14 protein-coding genes, 1 pseudogene and 1 riboswitch are annotated in these 17,571 nt (G+C 43.4%); all 15 genes and pseudogenes read left to right on the top strand.

The annotated features are described in order from the left end of the window. Positions 1–11: 11 nt before the first annotated feature. Positions 12–800, top strand: a complete 789-nt coding sequence (locus tag AB4Z17_RS07310) for an SGNH/GDSL hydrolase family protein (RefSeq protein ID WP_441958991.1) — start codon at positions 12–14, stop codon at positions 798–800. Then, complete coding sequence (locus AB4Z17_RS07305) at positions 797–1,708, top strand: ABC transporter ATP-binding protein (RefSeq protein WP_441911272.1); 912 nt, start codon at positions 797–799, stop codon at positions 1,706–1,708. The genes AB4Z17_RS07310 and AB4Z17_RS07305 overlap by 4 nt, the downstream gene beginning before the upstream one ends. Beyond that, on the top strand, positions 1,701–2,672 hold the full coding sequence (locus tag AB4Z17_RS07300) for an ABC transporter permease (RefSeq protein ID WP_076269462.1): 972 nt from the start codon (positions 1,701–1,703) through the stop codon (positions 2,670–2,672). The genes AB4Z17_RS07305 and AB4Z17_RS07300 overlap by 8 nt, the downstream gene beginning before the upstream one ends. Positions 2,673–2,750: 78 nt before the next feature. Next, positions 2,751–3,098, top strand: a complete 348-nt coding sequence (locus AB4Z17_RS07295) for a hypothetical protein (RefSeq protein ID WP_441958989.1) — start codon at positions 2,751–2,753, stop codon at positions 3,096–3,098. Between the two features lie 804 nt (positions 3,099–3,902). Next, on the top strand, positions 3,903–6,392 hold the full coding sequence (locus AB4Z17_RS07290; protein ID WP_441958988.1) for an outer membrane protein assembly factor BamB family protein: 2,490 nt from the start codon (positions 3,903–3,905) through the stop codon (positions 6,390–6,392). A 13-nt stretch (positions 6,393–6,405) separates the two neighbouring features. After that, entirely contained in the window at positions 6,406–7,056 is a 651-nt protein-coding gene (locus AB4Z17_RS07285; protein ID WP_441913744.1) for an HAD family hydrolase, read from the top strand. A gap of 4 nt (positions 7,057–7,060) precedes the next feature. Further along, complete coding sequence (locus AB4Z17_RS07280) at positions 7,061–7,678, top strand: NUDIX hydrolase (protein ID WP_441958986.1); 618 nt, start codon at positions 7,061–7,063, stop codon at positions 7,676–7,678. A gap of 163 nt (positions 7,679–7,841) precedes the next feature. Beyond that, a complete protein-coding gene (sigK, locus tag AB4Z17_RS07275) occupies positions 7,842–8,543 on the top strand; it encodes an RNA polymerase sporulation sigma factor SigK (RefSeq protein ID WP_053374990.1) in 702 nt (233 codons plus the stop codon). A 276-nt stretch (positions 8,544–8,819) separates the two neighbouring features. Beyond that, the gene (locus tag AB4Z17_RS07270; RefSeq protein ID WP_441958984.1) at positions 8,820–9,986 is read left to right on the top strand and encodes a DUF4317 domain-containing protein; all 1,167 of its coding nucleotides are present in this window, start codon (positions 8,820–8,822) and stop codon (positions 9,984–9,986) included. A gap of 514 nt (positions 9,987–10,500) precedes the next feature. Then, positions 10,501–11,412, top strand: coding sequence for a sensor histidine kinase (locus AB4Z17_RS07265; RefSeq protein ID WP_441958982.1), 912 nt, complete (start codon positions 10,501–10,503; stop codon positions 11,410–11,412). 332 nt (positions 11,413–11,744) lie between these two features. After that, complete coding sequence (locus AB4Z17_RS07260; protein WP_441958981.1) at positions 11,745–12,887, top strand: DUF6155 family protein; 1,143 nt, start codon at positions 11,745–11,747, stop codon at positions 12,885–12,887. A 95-nt stretch (positions 12,888–12,982) separates the two neighbouring features. Then, positions 12,983–13,150 (top strand): annotated as a pseudogene (locus AB4Z17_RS07255) (sigma factor); the annotation flags it as partial. A gap of 543 nt (positions 13,151–13,693) precedes the next feature. Beyond that, a riboswitch (Lysine riboswitch) is annotated at positions 13,694–13,882 on the top strand. 154 nt (positions 13,883–14,036) lie between these two features. Further along, positions 14,037–15,488, top strand: coding sequence for an amino acid permease (locus AB4Z17_RS07250; protein ID WP_441958979.1), 1,452 nt, complete (start codon positions 14,037–14,039; stop codon positions 15,486–15,488). Between the two features lie 696 nt (positions 15,489–16,184). Beyond that, positions 16,185–16,271 (top strand): IS3 family transposase, encoded by an 87-nt coding sequence (locus AB4Z17_RS07245; RefSeq protein WP_441959009.1) that lies wholly within the window; start codon positions 16,185–16,187, stop codon positions 16,269–16,271. Positions 16,272–16,423: 152 nt separating this feature from the next. After that, positions 16,424–17,563: a zinc-dependent alcohol dehydrogenase gene (locus tag AB4Z17_RS07240; protein ID WP_441912435.1), complete on the top strand. Its 1,140-nt coding sequence runs from the start codon at positions 16,424–16,426 to the stop codon at positions 17,561–17,563. The last annotated feature ends 8 nt before the right edge of the window (positions 17,564–17,571 follow it).

Below are 17,571 nucleotides of genomic sequence, written 5' to 3'. Positions count from 1 at the left end.
GCGTGACGGGGATGCATAGTAAAAAAGTTCGTATGATTACCTCTTTTGCGTTTCTAGCCAGTCTCTTATGGATATTTGCCTTAGGCTGGTCGATAAAGGATTATTTATTCGGAACAGCAAGCCAATCATCTGTATCGCAAGATACGGAACAACCAGTAGAATCATCAAGCGGATTAAAGATTATTGCATTAGGGGATTCGTTAACGAGAGGTACAGGCGACATCGAAGGAAAAGGGTATGTGGGTTATGTCAGCGATCAACTGAAGCAGTCCGGTACTGATGTTTCCTTAATTAACTTAGGCATTAAGGGACTTACCTCGTCAGAGCTAGTGGAGCAGATGAAACAAAAGGAAATCGAGCGGCAAATTGGACAAGCAGACATTATTCTGATGACCATTGGCGGCAACGACTTATTTCTCGGTGGTCAATCGCTTACGGATCTGTCTGAGGCAAGCATTTCGGGATTAGAAGAAGCGTACTTGAATCATCTAAAAACGATTTTGACGAGCATTCGTGCCGTTAATACAGAAGCGACCGTTTATTTGCTTGGACTGTATAATCCGTTCAGCGAGTTCCAAAATGGTGAGTTGATGTCGACTGTGGTTAGGAACTGGAATAGTAAAACTGCGGAGACTCTGGCACAGCATTCGAGATCTGTTCTGGTTCCGACCTATGATTTGTTTCAGCTGAATGCAGAGAAGCTGTTATTTACGGATCATTTCCACCCGAATGAGATAGGGTATCGCTTAATGGCTGAGCGGGTAGCCGCGTTAATTGCTGATGCAGGAGGACAATCATGAGCGACATTACATTAGCAGTTCAGGGTTTACGGAAGGTGATAGGCAAGCGGACGATCATCAAGGACTTAAGCTTTGAGCTGAAGCGCGGCGAAGTATTTGGCTTTCTAGGCCCTAACGGAGCAGGAAAAACGACGACCATTCGTATGCTGGTCGGCTTAATTAAGCCAACCTCCGGCACCATCCATATATGCGGCTTGGATATTGCGAAACATTTTACAAAAGCGATGCGGCATTTAGGATGTATTGTAGAAAATCCAGAGCTGTATCCTTTTCTCAGCGGAATGGACAATCTCCGTCACTTTGCCGTTATGATTAATGGAATTACGCAGGAGCGGATCAATGAGGTTGTTGCGCTTGTTGGCATGCAGGATCGAGTGAATGATAAGGTAAGCACCTATTCACTCGGGATGAGGCAGCGGCTTGGGATTGCTCAGGCACTGCTTGGCAAGCCTGATGTCCTCATATTGGACGAGCCAACGAATGGGCTTGATCCATCGGGTATTAGAGAAATGCGGGCTTTTATTAGGTTTCTAGCCGAGGAAGAAGGATTGACCGTGCTCGTATCGAGCCATTTGCTGCATGAAATTCAATTGATGTGTGACCGGGTTGCGATTATTTCCAAAGGCGAGATCATTCGAGTGGATTCGGTTAAGCAGCTGTTGTCCAGCGAAGAACGTCTAGTATGGCGGCTGCAGCCGCAAGCGCTGGGACGATCGATACTTGGCGATGTTACGGCTGTCCTGGGAGAGTCGACGGATACGGTTACGACAGCTTACGTTGAACACGCAGTTGGAGAGTGGAATCGCAAGCTTGTTGAGGCTGGGGTAAGTGTGCTGGAGATGAATCGGAAGCTTCCCGCGCTTGAAGATCTATTTCTTGAGCTGACAGGAGGCGAGTCGATTGATTAATCTCGTTCAAAATGAAATGACGAAGCTGGTCGGCAAACGACGTTTTATCGTCATCTCGATCATTATTATCGTTCTTCTCTCGATGTTTACGTATGCGCAGGCGAAACAGGCAGAATCCATAAAGGAGCGGCTGGGTGACGTGGATTGGCGTACCGAATTGCAGCAGCAAATTGTGGATATGCAAAATCGGTTGAGCAGCGCAGGACAATGGCGAGAGCAAATTCAAATTCAAATCAAACAATCCGAATATTATTTGAACAATAATGTGAATCCCTCCGAGCCGGGAGCGCCAACCTTCATTAGAGGTTTTGTTCAAAACTCAGCGGAGCTGTTTCTCCCGTTGCTCATCATGATTATTGCGGTAGATATCGTCTCCTCAGAGCGGAGCATGGGAACGATTAAGCTGCTGCTCACCCGTCCGGTGAGCAGGTTTAAAATATTGCTCAGCAAATATATCGCGCTGATTTTGTCCGTTTCCTTAGTTATTTTCATATTCGGTTTGTTGTCTTACCTCATCTCAGCCATTATGTTTGGCAATCAAGGCTGGTCGGCTCCCGTATTGACTGGCTTCTCCACACAAGGAGGCGAGCTCGACATATCAGGCGTCCGCCTCGTGTCACAATGGCAGTTTATCATTCAGCAGTTTGGACTTGCATGGTTTATCTCGCTTGTAGTGGGAACGTTATCGTTCATGCTGTCCATTCTGATGAGAAGCAGCGCAGCCGGTATGGGTACAATGCTTGCATGCTTAATCGCAGGCGCTATTCTAAGCAACATGGTATCCTCATGGGATTCGGCCAAATATTTGTTCATGGTCAATCTTGGTTTGATGGACTATGTCAGTGGATCTGCTCCTCCAATCGAGGGCATGACGCTGGGCTTCTCGCTTGCCGTGCTGGCCGCTTGGATGGTCGGTTCGCTGCTCGTTTCATTTACGGTGTTTATGAGAAAAGATATTTATTGATCGTGCTGCAGGTTGTCTAACTCATCCTAAAATGCTTCTTCTATGCATAAGCATGTAATAGAGAGGAGCGTGATAAGGTTGGACAAAACGGTACGCAGATATTACCAGCAAAAACAAAAGCAAAAAGAAATAGAGCAGGAGCTGACAGAACTCAGGCAGACCATTATGAGCTACTTGGCTGAGCAGGAAGCAAGCGAGCTGGAGATTGGGAGCCATAAAGTAAAAGTGGTTGTGCAGGAGCGTAAGGAATACGACGACAACAAGCTTTATGAGGCGCTGCCAGATCCGGAGCTATGGCGAATGTTATCGAAGCCGGATGGCTCAAAAATTGCAAGCTTGGTCAAGCTGAACGTCATTAATGAGGAAAAGCTGAAGGATACTTTTTCTACAAAAACGGTTAAGCTGCTTCAGGTGGATAAGAAGTAAATTTATGAAAGGACGATTCGGTCAAACGAATCGTTCTTTTTTTTTGCGCGGCATTATAAGCTCGCTAGGGAATGATTAGCGCAACCGGTAATATCGGGCTGCTGGGGGAACGGTTTGTCAACACGACTTACCCACGAGGCTTATCCCGCCGAAGCAGCTTTGCGGCGCGAGTTATACTGAAATAGATCAAGAAATTAGATCTATATTGCTCAAACTGACCAAAACCGCACAAATAGAACTAAAACTATACTTAATATTGTGTGTATCCCGCCGAATGGCCTTTGAAGCGCGAAACTTACAGAGATAGAACTAGAAATTAGCTCTATTTCACTCAAACTGACCAAAACCGCTCAAATAGAACTAAAAACTAGTCTTATTATTGTGTGTATCCCGCCGAATTGCCTTTGAAGCGCGAAACTTACAGAAATAGATCTAGAAACTAGCTCTATTTCGCTCAAATTGACCAAAACCGCACAGATAGAACTAAAAACTAGTCTTATTATTGCGTGTATAAGGTGCTGCAATCGCCATCCAGCTAAGTCAAAAAGGAGGTAATACAACAACAGTTTCTTAGATTGTCACTAGTTGATGTTTCTCTGTGAAATCAGAGAGCTGATACTTCAAACAGACTCTCAAAAAGTCGTACCGATTTTTCATTGGTCTGAACTCTCTGAATCAACTTACAGACAACATGGAACTGTCATCCTAAACGCAACTTTTTCATCACTCTAGTCGTCATACTTACCAAATAAAGCCAAACTACGGGCGCATTAGATTTTAGTGTGCAATGGAGGCCTTGTATTGATGATTATCAAAAAATATCAAACAACAGCAATCGTTGTGCTGCTCGCCTTGCTCGTTGGTTGTGAGGGCAATGCCATTAACGACATGCCATCAAATCAAATATCCGCTAAGGAAACACCCGCGAATGCTGTGCAGCTCGTCCAAAAAGAAGAAGTCGCAACTCCTATACCGATTACGATCGATACGATTAAGAGTGAAATAAAAGATGATCTGACCCAAGATCAGGTTCATACGCTTTTTGGAATACCAGCATCATCTGGAGAGAATTACATCATGATGAACGGTGAAATGAGTGTCATTGATCAATACATATATGAAGAAGGCCAATCAAAACTCGTCATTCAATGGTCCAAGGAAGGGCAGCTGCTATACGCTGTGTTCTACGATACGGATGCTTCAGGGAATCGCAGGAGCTTCCTGCCTGCCATCAAGGAGCTGTCGTCGTCCTCATCAGAAAATAATCTTGTAGCTAAAGAGAATGCGATAGAGCTGAATAAGCCAGTTACATTATATACGAACACGAATGCCTATGAGTGGTGGGGAGGAACACGAGCTGTTAAGTCCATCTCTGTAGATGCTCGGACAAAATATAAAGTCGTTACTTTATCGGATGATTTTGCCGAAATTCAGGACGAATCGGGATACGGCGGGTTTGTACCCGTGTGGTATTTAACGAAAGAAGCCGCTCAAGTGAATGATATAGCACCGTTATCGTTAAAAGCAAAAGAAAGTGCTAAAGCGAAGTGGTATCCGAATTCACAAGGTGATGCGACAACGATGAAAGAGGGAGATACCCTTTATGCTTACAAGCAATATGGGGATTGGTATGGAGCTGCCGTACCGGATAGTACCGAAGGTGATAAATCCTATGGCCTTCTATGGATTCGTAAGGATCAAGTAACGTCAGCTGGTGGTGCTGCGCCTTTGTTTGAGATTGAAAATAGCAAACAAGCGGTAGCTGCTGCTGTGCGGAGTGTACTTGTGCCTGGTCTTGAGAAAGCTCGCGTGAAGGCGATCTTTGGTGAACCTTCGTTCGAAGAGTCTTCCGAAAATGTAGCACCATTAGAAAAAAAAGCTCGCACCCTTCCATTATGGCGTTATGAGGGTGACCAAAATGAGCTTATCGTTGCTTGGTCAGAAGCGGGGACACTTCGGTATTCGATATACCGAGACTCCCCCGAACTAATTGCGCCACAATATGGTGTTAGTGCTCAAGGACCTCTTGTACCTTCGCTGCATATGCAGTGGGATTGGCGCTTCAAGTCCGATCTCGGATTCAATTTTCTACTTGAAAAGGTTGGTAATGTTCTCCTCATCGCAGGCGAGGATGGCGGCTTCAGCGGTATGCATAATAATTCGAATATATATGCGCTTGACTCTGCTACGGGTCGCAAGAAATGGCAGTTTGATTTTGGCTTTGGAAGACATGATTACGGTTTATCGCAGGATAAGGAACGAATAGCGTTTCTTAAAAGCTCTATGCAAGAAGACCGTCCAGTTCATACGCTTCAGGCATTAAAGACAGCTACCGGACAAAAAATATGGCAAAAGAAGCTGGACAATGGTAAGGATGTAACCTCATTTGCTGTATCCAAAAACGTGATCTCAGCCGTACAATCAAAGCGAGTCAGCACAACGGAAGAAAAGTTTACTTATGATCTCATCGGGTGGAGCATGGGAACAGGCAAGCAGCTTTGGAATATTGAGCTAGCTCAAGCTTCAGAATTGGTGCGTGATGTCGGCAATCAGGACGTACTGCTTGTACAGGCTGGTGAGGACATGAGCCCTGTCATTTTGAATGAGCTGCAAGCTTATGATCCGTTGACTGGAAAGGTGCTCTGGAAGAAGCCGGAGCGTAAAGCGGCCTCAGTTCAAGAAGTGACGGATAGCGTTCGTTATGCGGAGCGTTCGAAAGCTTTTTGGACGAGGACGGTGGATGAATTAGTGCTAGTAGATGCCAAGACAGGCAAGGATGGGCTTCGCCTGCCTCTTGCCGGTTATAGCCGTTACGATATTATTGATGAAAATTATATCTTTCTACAGCAGTCATCTGATAATAACTTGTATAGTGAAAACGTGAAAAGCTCTTTAATCGAAGTTAAGTCAGGCAGGCCGTTATTTACATTAGAAGGAAGAGCTGAATTCGGGAAAATAGAAGGAAGCTTGTTATATTATCGCCTGAATGGTAAAGCGATGTCTTTTGATTTGAAAAAGGAAGAGCAGCGCTGGACAACATCGGGGGTTCCTGGCAAGCAAACGGATGGCGCTTCAGTTGTTCATTATGGCGGCAAGCTGATCGGCGTCTTTCCGGGTCTCGGTAATATGTATGTGTTAGATGAATCGACTGGAGAAGCAGTGAATAGACTCTCAGACGTTCGAGTTGGGTATTACGATTTTACGCCAAATCAACTGCTGAGTGGTTATTTATCGGTTATTGATGGGCAGCTTTATGTAGGCTCTTCGAATGGGTATTTTAGTAAGATAAAATAGAAGGAAGTGTGTTATGCCAATTGATGCCGTATTATTTGATTTTGATGGGACTTTAGCAGATACTTTGCCATTATCGTTTAAAGCTTTTAACACCGTGTTCAAAACATATGACAATCGAGATGTTACGAATGAAGAGCTCATAGCGATGTTTGGTCCGACAGAAGAGGAGATCATCGCAAATCATTTCAGGAATGAAGAATTCATTTTACAAGCGATTATGGACTATTATGCGATTTACAAGCAGGGGCATTTTGATACCATCGAAAAGGATCAGGCTATTATTGATTTGCTAGAACATTTGAAGGGAAAGGGGATCAAAATCGGAGTCATCACAGGAAAAAGCAGGCGAGCGTTCCAGATTTCATCTGAAGCGCTGAATTTAATAAGTTACTTTGATGTGGTGATTACTGGTGATGATGTCGTGAAGCCCAAACCTGATCCCGAAGGTATATATAAGGCATTAGAAATCCTTGGCGTTGATAAATCCAAAACCGTATTTATTGGCGACAGCAATGCAGATATTGTGGCAGGTAAATCTGCTGGCTTACGGACCTATGGCGTGCAATGGCTGTCAACGTTCCAAAGCAGCGTGTTTGATATACCGCCCGATGCTATTTTGAAAACCGTATCTGAATTTCTTGACATCATGAAAGAAGAGGGATAAACAGATGGAATTGAAGTGGTTGGAGTGGGCGAAACAGATGCAGGCGATTGCTCAAACGGGACTTACGTACACGAAGGATGTTTATGATATAGAACGTTATGAACAGCTGCGGCAGATGAGTATAGAAGTTATGATGAACTATACTTTGGTCAGTGAGGAGAAAATTGCTCTAACTTTCGCAAGTGATTCTGGTTATGCGACGCCAAAGGTCGATATTCGTGGTGTGATTTTTAAGGAAAATAAAATACTGCTTGTTCGTGAGAAGCTGGATGGCGCATGGGCTTTGCCGGGAGGCTGGGCGGATATCGGTTATTCGCCTTCGGAGATTGCAGTGAAAGAGGTCAAAGAAGAATCAGGGTTTGATGTTGCGCCCGTTCGTTTGCTCGCTGTATTGGATAAAAAATTCCATGATCATCCGCCTGAGCCTTACCATGTATATAAGTTTTTTATACTTTGTAAAATCGTTGGTGGAGAGGCCGCTGGCGGAGTAGAAACAAGCGCGGTTGATTTTTTTGAGATAGATCAATTGCCTGAGCTGTCTGCGGAGAGAAACACCAAAAAACAGATTCAAACATTGTTTGAGTTTCTGGAAAACCCAAATAAAGAGATTATTCTGGATTGACCTGTTGCAATAATCGGGATCGTAATATTTTATATACCTTGAGATGAAGCGGCTTTATTTTCAATTGTCGAAATACCGTACATGCACTTCTAGGCGGCTACCCACATATAATGGAGAACAGACATCAGTGTTCATCTGTAATACATCGTGGGGGTGACTGAGCATGCCAGGATTGTTTTCGGCAATAGCACTATTTATTAAACAGCTTTCGCTACTTGTCTCTTATGTCAAAAATAATGCTTTTCCCCAGCCTCTTCAAGAGGAGGAGGAAACTAAACATCTGCAACTGATGGCGGAAGGTAATCAACGTTCACGAAATCTTTTGATCGAACATAACCTTCGACTTGTCGCTCACATAGTGAAAAAATTCGACAATACTGGGGAGGATCTCGAGGATTTGATCTCGATCGGGACGATCGGTCTGATTAAAGCGATCGAGAGCTTCCAAACCGGGAAAGGGACGAAGCTCGCTACATTTGCTGCTCGTTGTATCGAGAATGAAATACTTATGCACCTTCGGTCTTTGAAGAAGACTAGGAAAGACGTATCACTTCATGATCCAATTGGAACGGATAAGGAAGGCAATGAAATTACGCTGATCGATATCCTCGGTACTGAAGCGGATGATATCGTCGATAAGGTGCAGTTGAAAATTGAAAAGTCGAAGATATATAAGAATTTGGATATACTCGATGACCGTGAGAAGGAAGTTGTCATCGGGCGCTTCGGTCTGGAGCATGGCGGGGATGAGCGGACGCAGCGGGAGATTGCGAAGGAGCTCGGGATCTCGCGGAGTTATGTTTCGCGGATTGAGAAGAGGGCTCTAATGAAGCTTTATCATGAATTTTATAAGGCGAAGCGGTGAGACTGACCTGAGCTCTTATAGTACATCTGACATTATCGTATGTAGCAATAAAGTTATGAATAGATTGAACTATGTTACATCAATAAAAGGAACCAAACGATAGAGATTCCGTTTGGTTTTTTTCTGTATACGCATTCCACACATGTGGAGTGTGTGGCGGTGCTGGTTTGGAACGGAACTGAAGATAAGTAACATTAACAGCCCTTCTAGCGAAGGGCTGTTATATCGTTTATACTGATAAAACCAATTTACTTCTTAGGAGTTGTCTAACGAATCATGATAAAGAAAGAAGTCGCGCATATACGCAAGCAATTTAAGCTGGATCACGATATGATGAATATTAACGACATTCTCAACGTGTATATTATGAAGGATAGCAACGAGGTCTATCATTGGGAGAGCCAGGCGTTTGCTCTGGTGGATAGAGAGAAGCAGGAGTTGTATATGGGGAATTTCAAAAAACTGCTGACCGGAGAATTGGATCAGAAGTTGTTCGAGTTGAAGTTTCAGGAGGAAGCAGAGGATCCGACGCGAGTGATACTTCACCAAGGTTTGTCGACAGGCAATCCTGAAGAATGGAAGGACCTGATGCTGCTGTTGGTGGATAAAATGTTGGTGGATACCAAGTATGAACAGGATACAGTAGTCACGTTCGTTCGTGGACAGTATTTCCGGCCGACCAAGGGCAGAAATGAAGAAGCCGAAGAGAGCGGGAAGGACGAACTGTTCGCGCATCCGTTCATTCTATGCAGCATGAATTCCACGGAGAAGCAAAAGAAGACTCTCTTGTTCGATTATGTGGAGAGGGAATTTAAGTACAATGTCATTGTAGATCCGATTATCAAGTTAAGTTCGCCGGAGCACGGGTTCTTTTACCCTAGCGTGACGGATAACTATTCCGATGTGAACCGCATTCTGTATTGTACGGCAAAATCGAATTATCCAGATCCGCACTTCATCGGACAGGTCTTAAATGCCGAAAGATCCATGACGGCAATGGAAGAGAGGGCTATTTTCGAAGACATCGTGAAGGAAGTGGTGGGCGAACAACTCGACGTAGCCACTCTCGCACAGGTGTACGAGGAGATCCACCAAGTAATCGAAACCAACGAAGATAAAGAAGAACCCCCGAAGTTGGATTATAAAGATGTGGAACGTGTGCTGACAATAAGCGGCATAGATAACGTGACAACGGATAAAGTGGAACGTGCGTTTCAAACGATTGTCGACGATAGGAACTATGAAATGAAGGCAAGCAGCGTTATGCCGAAATTCACTYCAAAATCGATTAAGATCGATACAAAGGTAGCCTCGATTTCGGTCAGCCCGCAGGATTTAAAATATGTGAGACAGGTGAATTATCAAGGGAAACGATGCATCCTGATTGAGATCGACGAAGATGCCGTAGTCGAAGGATTTACGCTCAGTACAGAGACGTTATAGACTCAGTTGACAGCGTTGGTTGATGCGGTTGCAGCCTTTGAATAGGTCGGCGCATAATGTGTTCTTGAGGAAATGAAAATATTAAAATAAGACAACAGCGAGCAGAGGAGATAGTCTTGCTGGAGGATAAGTCACCGGGATGGTGCTCATCGTATAAAGTTTGTTCACACTGTCTACTCGACACATGTGGATTGCTGTGTGTTGTTGGTAATAATATAGCAGCTAAGAGCCACATTTTCTTGCAAGTTGAAGCCCGGCAGTATACTGTCTGGGCTTTGTTTGTCTCTATGGATATACATGCACTGTATAAACTATTATTATGTGGTTTATTGCCTTAATGGTACCTTCTTGAGACAATAACTAGTGTATAAATTTGAATGTTGTCGAAATAGACCGTTATTGAGGAAATAATTATGAATTATTGAATATATTCTTCAAGTACAAATTTCCAAGAGTTAGAGAGTTGAAATACAGAAGAACGAGATGGTTCAAGTGTCAGAAAGGAAGTAATTCTATGTTTTATATTGTTTTAATCATCATACTGGCTGCTTTAATCATTCAATCCGTTTATCTTGTATATTACAAAAACCAAATTAAGGATATCGGCAACCAATTATCTTTTATATCAGACCATCACTCATTCAAAATGATACAAACACAAATTAAGCCAAAAGAAATTCATCGGTTAATCGATTTATGTAATGCAATGCTTCGTGATCAACGAAAGTTGAAGCAAGATTTTAGCGAACAAAAGGAAGAAATCCACGCGACCATTATGAGCTTGTCCCACGATATACGAACCCCGCTGACTTCACTTGACGGCTATCTGCAATTGGCGGAACGATCCGAGTATCTTAAAGAAAAAACAGAGTATGTTAGTCTGGCACAGACTAGAATGAAACAGATTATTACACTTGTTGACGAGCTGTTCCTATATACGAAACTGAAAAACCCAGATTACATCTTGGAGCTTGAGCCAGCTGATGTGATAAAAGTGTTAAATAAACGTCTGTTTACCTTTATCGACGATTTTTTGCGAAGTGGCTATGAACCAAACATCTGCATGGTGGAAGCACCGCTATTTATAGTGGGAAATGAAAGTGCGTTGGAAAGAGTATTTGAGAATGTGATCAAAAATTACTTTATGCACAGTGAAGGTGCTCTAAGCATTCGTAATGAGGAGAAGCAGGACGAGGTTTTGTTTCATTTTTCCAATGTACTGAAGCGAAATCATCTGCTGAGCCTTGACAACATATTTACTCGCTTTTACAAAGCAGATCCGTCGCGTACGAACCAATCTTCAGGACTGGGACTTTTTATCGTGAAATCACTGATGGAGAAAATGAATGGTTATGTGCAAGCTGACCTGAACGATGAGCAGTTTTGCATCAGCTTAGCTTTTAAGAAAATCGTAAAGGAGAGTTGACGTGTACAATGACACGAACCACCCCAAAATTCTAATTGTCGAGGACGACGTGCATATCAACAGTGGCTGGTTGATTGTTCGAATGTAGGTTTGTGATATACTTTTTGATATAAGAAGAGTCGTATACCGATTTCGAGGAATGTTACGCTGTGTTTAGATCTTTTTGAGGACCCCCAAACGGGAATCGGATGATGGATTTGCGGATAGGGTTGACTTCACAAACACTGTCGTCAATGAAAAATTAAGAGGTAACGATAAACTAATTAATTAACGTTTAAAGATAGGATTAATCCAATTTAGTGAACAAATCCCCAAAAAAGGAGAAAATCGTAGTGAACTATATCTGTACAATCGAATTGAACGCAATTGAGCCGAAAATATGGCGGAAATTTCAGTTTCATCCGGAAATTACTTTTCATCAATTACATACTATTATTCAAATCGTAATGGGATGGACCGATTCGCATTTATATCATTTTAACGTTAGTGGAAAGATTATCGGATTGATTGACCCGGAATACGGTTTTCAACAAAATAAGACTCTGAATGCAAAGAAAGAAACGGTAATCAGTCATCTTTATCTTGAGAATACGGACATCAGCTACATGTATGACTTTGGAGATGGCTGGGAGCATTCAATCAAACTGGTAAAAATAAATTCTGTAGACCCAGAGAGTGCGAAGGAAGAATCGTTATACCCACTTTGCTTGGGAGGTGCACGCAATTGCCCGCCTGAGGATATTGGCGGTCCATGGGGCTTTCAGCATATGTTGGAAGCGATCCGAATGCCAAATCATCCGGATCACAATCATTTCATAGAGTGGCTGGAGGAAGACTATGATCCAGAAAAGTTTGCTTGCGATGAAGTCAACGTCTTACTTCACCATAAGCAGAACAAAGTATCTCCGAAATTGCCTCACCAGAAGCCGAAAGCATCGAAGGCGGCAAAGCTTACAAAGTCGGCGTTAAACAAACATTTGAAGCAAATGAGCCCTGATCAGCTGAGAGAGTTGATTATAACAAGCTTTGAAGTCAGCAAAGAGATAGGTAAGATTCTTGCCGTACGGATTATAGGCGAAGAAGCTGAGAAAGCTCTTTTTCAAGAGTATAGGGATAAGGTTGAAAATGAGTTTTTTCCGAAAAGCGGACATGGAAAACTGAGACTGAAAGAAGCGAAAAAAGCGATTTCCGAATTTGAGAAGTTTACGGGAAATGAAAGGTTAACGCTTGAGCTAATGCTTATTTATGTTGAAAATGGCGTCGAGTTTACCGTAACATACGGCGATATCAACGAACGCTTCTATTCAAGTGTTGTATCGGTATATGCTGATATTATAGACAGGGTGAATCTAGACGTAACGGGTGAGCTATTTAAAGAGTATGAGTCTCGCATTAACAGTGTTGTATCTAATTCAATAGGTACCGGATGGGGATTTTATGACAACCTAAGTGAATTAAATTCAGAGTTGGTATGAAGCTAGTGTAGTCTCATTACTTACTATATGTTAATTAAGTAATGTAAAATTGACCAGGTTTTATCCGCAAAATTTTAAAAAATCAACAACACTGGGAGGATCTTGAGGACTTAATTAGCATTGGGACAATCGGTCTAATTAAAGCGATCGAGAGCTTCTAAACCGGGAAAGGGACGAAGCTCGCTACATTTGCTGCTCGTTGTATCGAGAATGAAATACTTATGCACCTTCGGGCTTTAAAGAAGACTAGGAAAGACAGCTCTTATATTACATCTGATCTAGTGATAAAGGTAGGGTTTGATTGTACGATGTTAATAAAAGAAACCAAATGGCAGAGATTCCGTTTGGTTTTTTTTACTGTATACATACTCCAGACATGTAGAGTGTATAGTGTTGCTAATGAAAGGGTGCCGAGAAGTCGTGCACCCTTCTTTTACTTCTTGTTCATTGATTTTTTTGGTCAATAATCTGCGTCTAATCCCTACTCATCTAGCCACTTATTCATTTTATATCCTATCTTTTCAGTTACGTGAATAGCGACACTATGAAAGACAAAATCCCTTCAACTGCAACGAATGAGAACACGGTTTGTTAACTTGGATGAGCAAAAATCCCACCGACATGTCTGCAAGACTTATGACAAGAAATAAATAATGTCCAGTTTATGGGACACCCTCTTATTTCACATTATGTTACTCTCCCTCGGTTTTAGATTCTAATATACTTTTTATACCATTGTTTACCCTCTCAATGTTCGCTATAATGTTCTTGTAAATTAAATTGAATACAACCCTCATCCTATCAAACGGTGAGGTAGAGGTCGCGGTTGTTAGAAGTAAATCAGTGGAGACGCAGAGAACGTCATTGAAGCTGTTGAAAGGAACTACCGCCGAAGTTTGATTGCTGCTCTGGGCATTTGGGCTGGGACTGTTGCCGGAAGGTGCAGAACTGTCACAAATTTATGATAAGTAAATTTGTGATGAGCTATCTTCAAAGAAGATAAGTTGGGAATGATATAAAACGTTCACCTCTGTGAGCGTTTTTTTTTGTGACCATAAGAAACGTTTGTTCTGAAAGACAGTGTCACCGTTTCTTCTTGTTTCCCACTCCAGAACAATGGATCGACATCATGATTAAGGAGTGTTTTTAATGTCATCAAACAATTCGACTGAGCTACAGCAGTTGAAACGCGGGCTAAAGGCTCGTCACCTCACGATGATTGCACTAGGAGGCTCCATTGGTACAGGCTTGTTCCTTGCTAGTGGTAGTGCAATAGCTGAAGCTGGTCCAGGGGGAGCTCTTCTCGCTTATATAGCGGTGGGTATTATGGTGTACTTCCTTATGACTAGTTTGGGAGAACTTGCAACCTATATGCCGGAATCGGGATCTTTTAACACCTATGCGAGCCGCTTCGTGGATCCTTCTTTGGGATTCGCCCTGGGATGGAATTTCTGGTTTAACTGGGCGATTACGATTGCCTCTGAGCTTGCAGCAGCAACTCTTATTATTAAATATTGGTTTCCTGATAGTCCTTCTTATCTGTGGAGCATCCTGTTCCTTGCCATTATTTTCGGTTTGAATTTACTGTCTGTCAAAGGATATGGTGAATCGGAATACTGGTTTGCATTGATCAAAATTGCCGTTGTCATCATCTTCTTGATTGTTGGGGTGCTTATGATATTTGGTATAATGGGAGGCTCGAAGCCAACTGGCTTCAGTAATTTCACACTAGACGGTGGGCCGTTCCATGGTGGTTTTCTAGCGTTTCTTGGTATCTTTATGGCAGCGGGTTATTCCTTCCAAGGAACCGAGCTTGTCGGCATTGCAACGGGTGAAAGTGAGAACCCTCGTGAGAACGTACCGAAGGCCATTAAACAGATCTTCTGGCGTATTCTGCTTTTCTATATTTTTGCAATCTTCGTAATTGGTATGCTGATTCCTTTTACACATCCGAGCTTGATGCAAGCTGGTATTGAGAATATTGCAGTTAGTCCGTTCACCCTTGTTTTTGAAAAAGCGGGATTCGCCTTCGCGGCTGCTATTATGAATGCCGTCATTTTGACTTCGGTGCTGTCTGCTGGTAACTCGGGAATGTATGCATCTACACGTGTACTGTGGGTACTTGCCAAAGAGGGCAAAGCACCTAAGTTCCTAGAGAAATTGAACAAACGCGGTATTCCTATTAATGCGCTGCTGGTCACTTGTGCAGTCGGCATGCTTGCGTTCCTAGCTTCCTTCTTCGGTGATGGGGTTGTGTATTTATGGCTGCTCAATGCTTCTGGCATGTGCGGATTTATTACATGGCTTGGAATCGCAATTAGTCATTACCGTTTCCGTAGGGCATTCGTTGCACAAGGTCGGGATTTAAGTGAACTTCCTTATAAAGCCAAGTGGTTCCCGTTAGGTCCACTTTTTGCCTTTGCATTATGCATGTTCGTTATTATCGGCCAGAACTTTAAAGCTTTCACTGGAGAAACGATCGATTGGTATGGCGTGCTTGTTTCCTATATCGGAATTCCGTTATTCTTAGGTGTATGGCTAGGCTATAAATTTGTGTACAAGACCAAAGTCATTCCTCTTAAAGATTGTAAATTTGACTAGAATGCAGGGAATCATGAGCAATGGGACAGACAAGTCATGTGGAGTGCTGTGTGTTGCTCGTGAGGATGTAGCATTTTTGAGAGCCGCATTTACCATAAAACAAATATTACGAAACTTAAGAGAATCTTGCTTGAGTTTTTATTTTATTAGAGCATGAAAAGGAAGTTGAACATTTTTGTAGAAAAATGTAGTAATGAACTGTGGACATATCTCTTAATTTAATAGAGTACAAGGCCAGCATCTGGACTTCCCACAAACCTCTTTACACAAGATTAACTTGTGTAAAGGGGTTGTTTGTTTTGAAACGAAGAAAGTACGACAAGGCCTTTAAAGTGGAAGCTGTCTTACAAGTGCTAGAAGAAGGCAGAAAGACGCAAAAGGTGGTTCACATGGCGAAATCAGGCCGAAAACACATACATTCTGCATTCAGAGAAACACCGCGCAATTGAGTCCTATTATGATGAAGTCGCCTTTGCTTTGAGCAACACTTAAATGGAGAGCCGGATGCGCTGAGAGGCGCAAGTCCGGTTCGGGAAGGAGAGGTGGGGAAATAGTTCGACTACGCCCTGTCTCTTACTTCACTCCCTTTGCAGACCGGTGGTTTTCTGTATTTGGCGACATAAAAACATGAAAACGCGAACTAATGAATCAAGGAGGGTTTTCTACCGCAGGGGAAGCGAAACGTGTTGTTTTTGAATATATCGAAATGCTTATAACACCAAACGCATACACTCCGCTCTCGGTTATAAAACGCCTCTGGAGTACGAACTACAATCTAGGTGATTCTTTGGTCTTAACTATGTGTCAAGGAGATCAGGGGAATCCACTCCGCGGCTGTCGAAAATACCGTACATCGAATGTATGATCCTTACTCTCCAATTCCATAATAGAAGGATGCATGCAAATTCAAGGCATGTCATAACAGGAGGGCGATTATGAAGGCTGTAACTTTCCAAGGCATAAATAACATGCAAGTGAAACAGGTTGCGGATCCGACGATTCAGAAAAAAGACGGTATTATCGTCAGAATCACCTCGACCGCCATATGCGGTTCCGATCTTCACATCTACCAAGGAGCGATCCAAGCTCAAGCCGGGTATGTGGTCGGACATGAACCGATGGGGATCGTCGAAGATGTAGGTCCCGAGGTAACAAGGGTCAAGAAAGGCGACCGGGTTGTTCTGCCGTTTAATGTTTCTTGCGGCAATTGTCATTACTGCCAACACGACATGGAGAGCCAATGCGATAACTCCAACCCGAATCCCCAAGTAGATACGGGCGGCTACTTCGGGTTTACGGAACGTTACGGGGGGTACTTAGGCGGACAAGCCGAATTGCTGTACGTGCCGTATGGCAATTTCATGCCGTTCGTTATTCCGGAATCATGCGAACTGGAGGACGAGAAGCTCCTGTTCATGTCCGACGTGTTGCCAACGGCCTATTGGAGCGTGGACAACGGCGGCGTGAAGCAGGGGGATACCGTGGTGGTGCTTGGCTGCGGCCCAGTCGGCTTGATGGCGCAAAAATTCGCGTGGATGAAAGGGGCCAAACGGGTCATTGCGATCGACAATATCCCGTACCGGCTGAACCATGCCAAAAAAATGAATAAAGTCGAAATCTTCAACTTTGAAGATTTCCAAGACATGGGGCTCCATATAAAAGAAATAACGGGCGGGGGTGCGGATGTCGTCATCGATTGCGTCGGAATGGACGGCAAGAAGACGCCATTGGAGCAAGAAGAGCAGAAGGCCAAGCTGGTTGGCGGAACGCTCAGCCCGATCAACATCGCGATGAATGCGGTGCGGAAATTCGGCACGATTCAGATTACTGGGGTATACGGTTCTAAATACAACCAGTTCATGTTCGGAAACATTTGGGAACGAAACGTGAAGCTGACCATGGGACAGGCGCCCGTGATTCATTACATGCCGATGCTGTATCAAAAAATTATGGCAGGCGAGTTCGATCCGACGGAGATCATCACACATAAAGTGCCGCTCGATCAGGCGCATAACGCGTACAACACCTTTTACAACCATGCGGACGAATGCATTAAATTCGTCCTGAAGCCTTAAATGATGGC

Origin of the sequence: Paenibacillus sp. TAF43_2 (assembly GCF_052113545.1) — a bacterium.
Lineage (GTDB): Bacteria > Bacillota > Bacilli > Paenibacillales > Paenibacillaceae > Pristimantibacillus.
The sequence above is the reverse complement of the archived record's forward strand: the minus strand, read 5'-3'. Positions and strand labels throughout refer to the sequence as shown.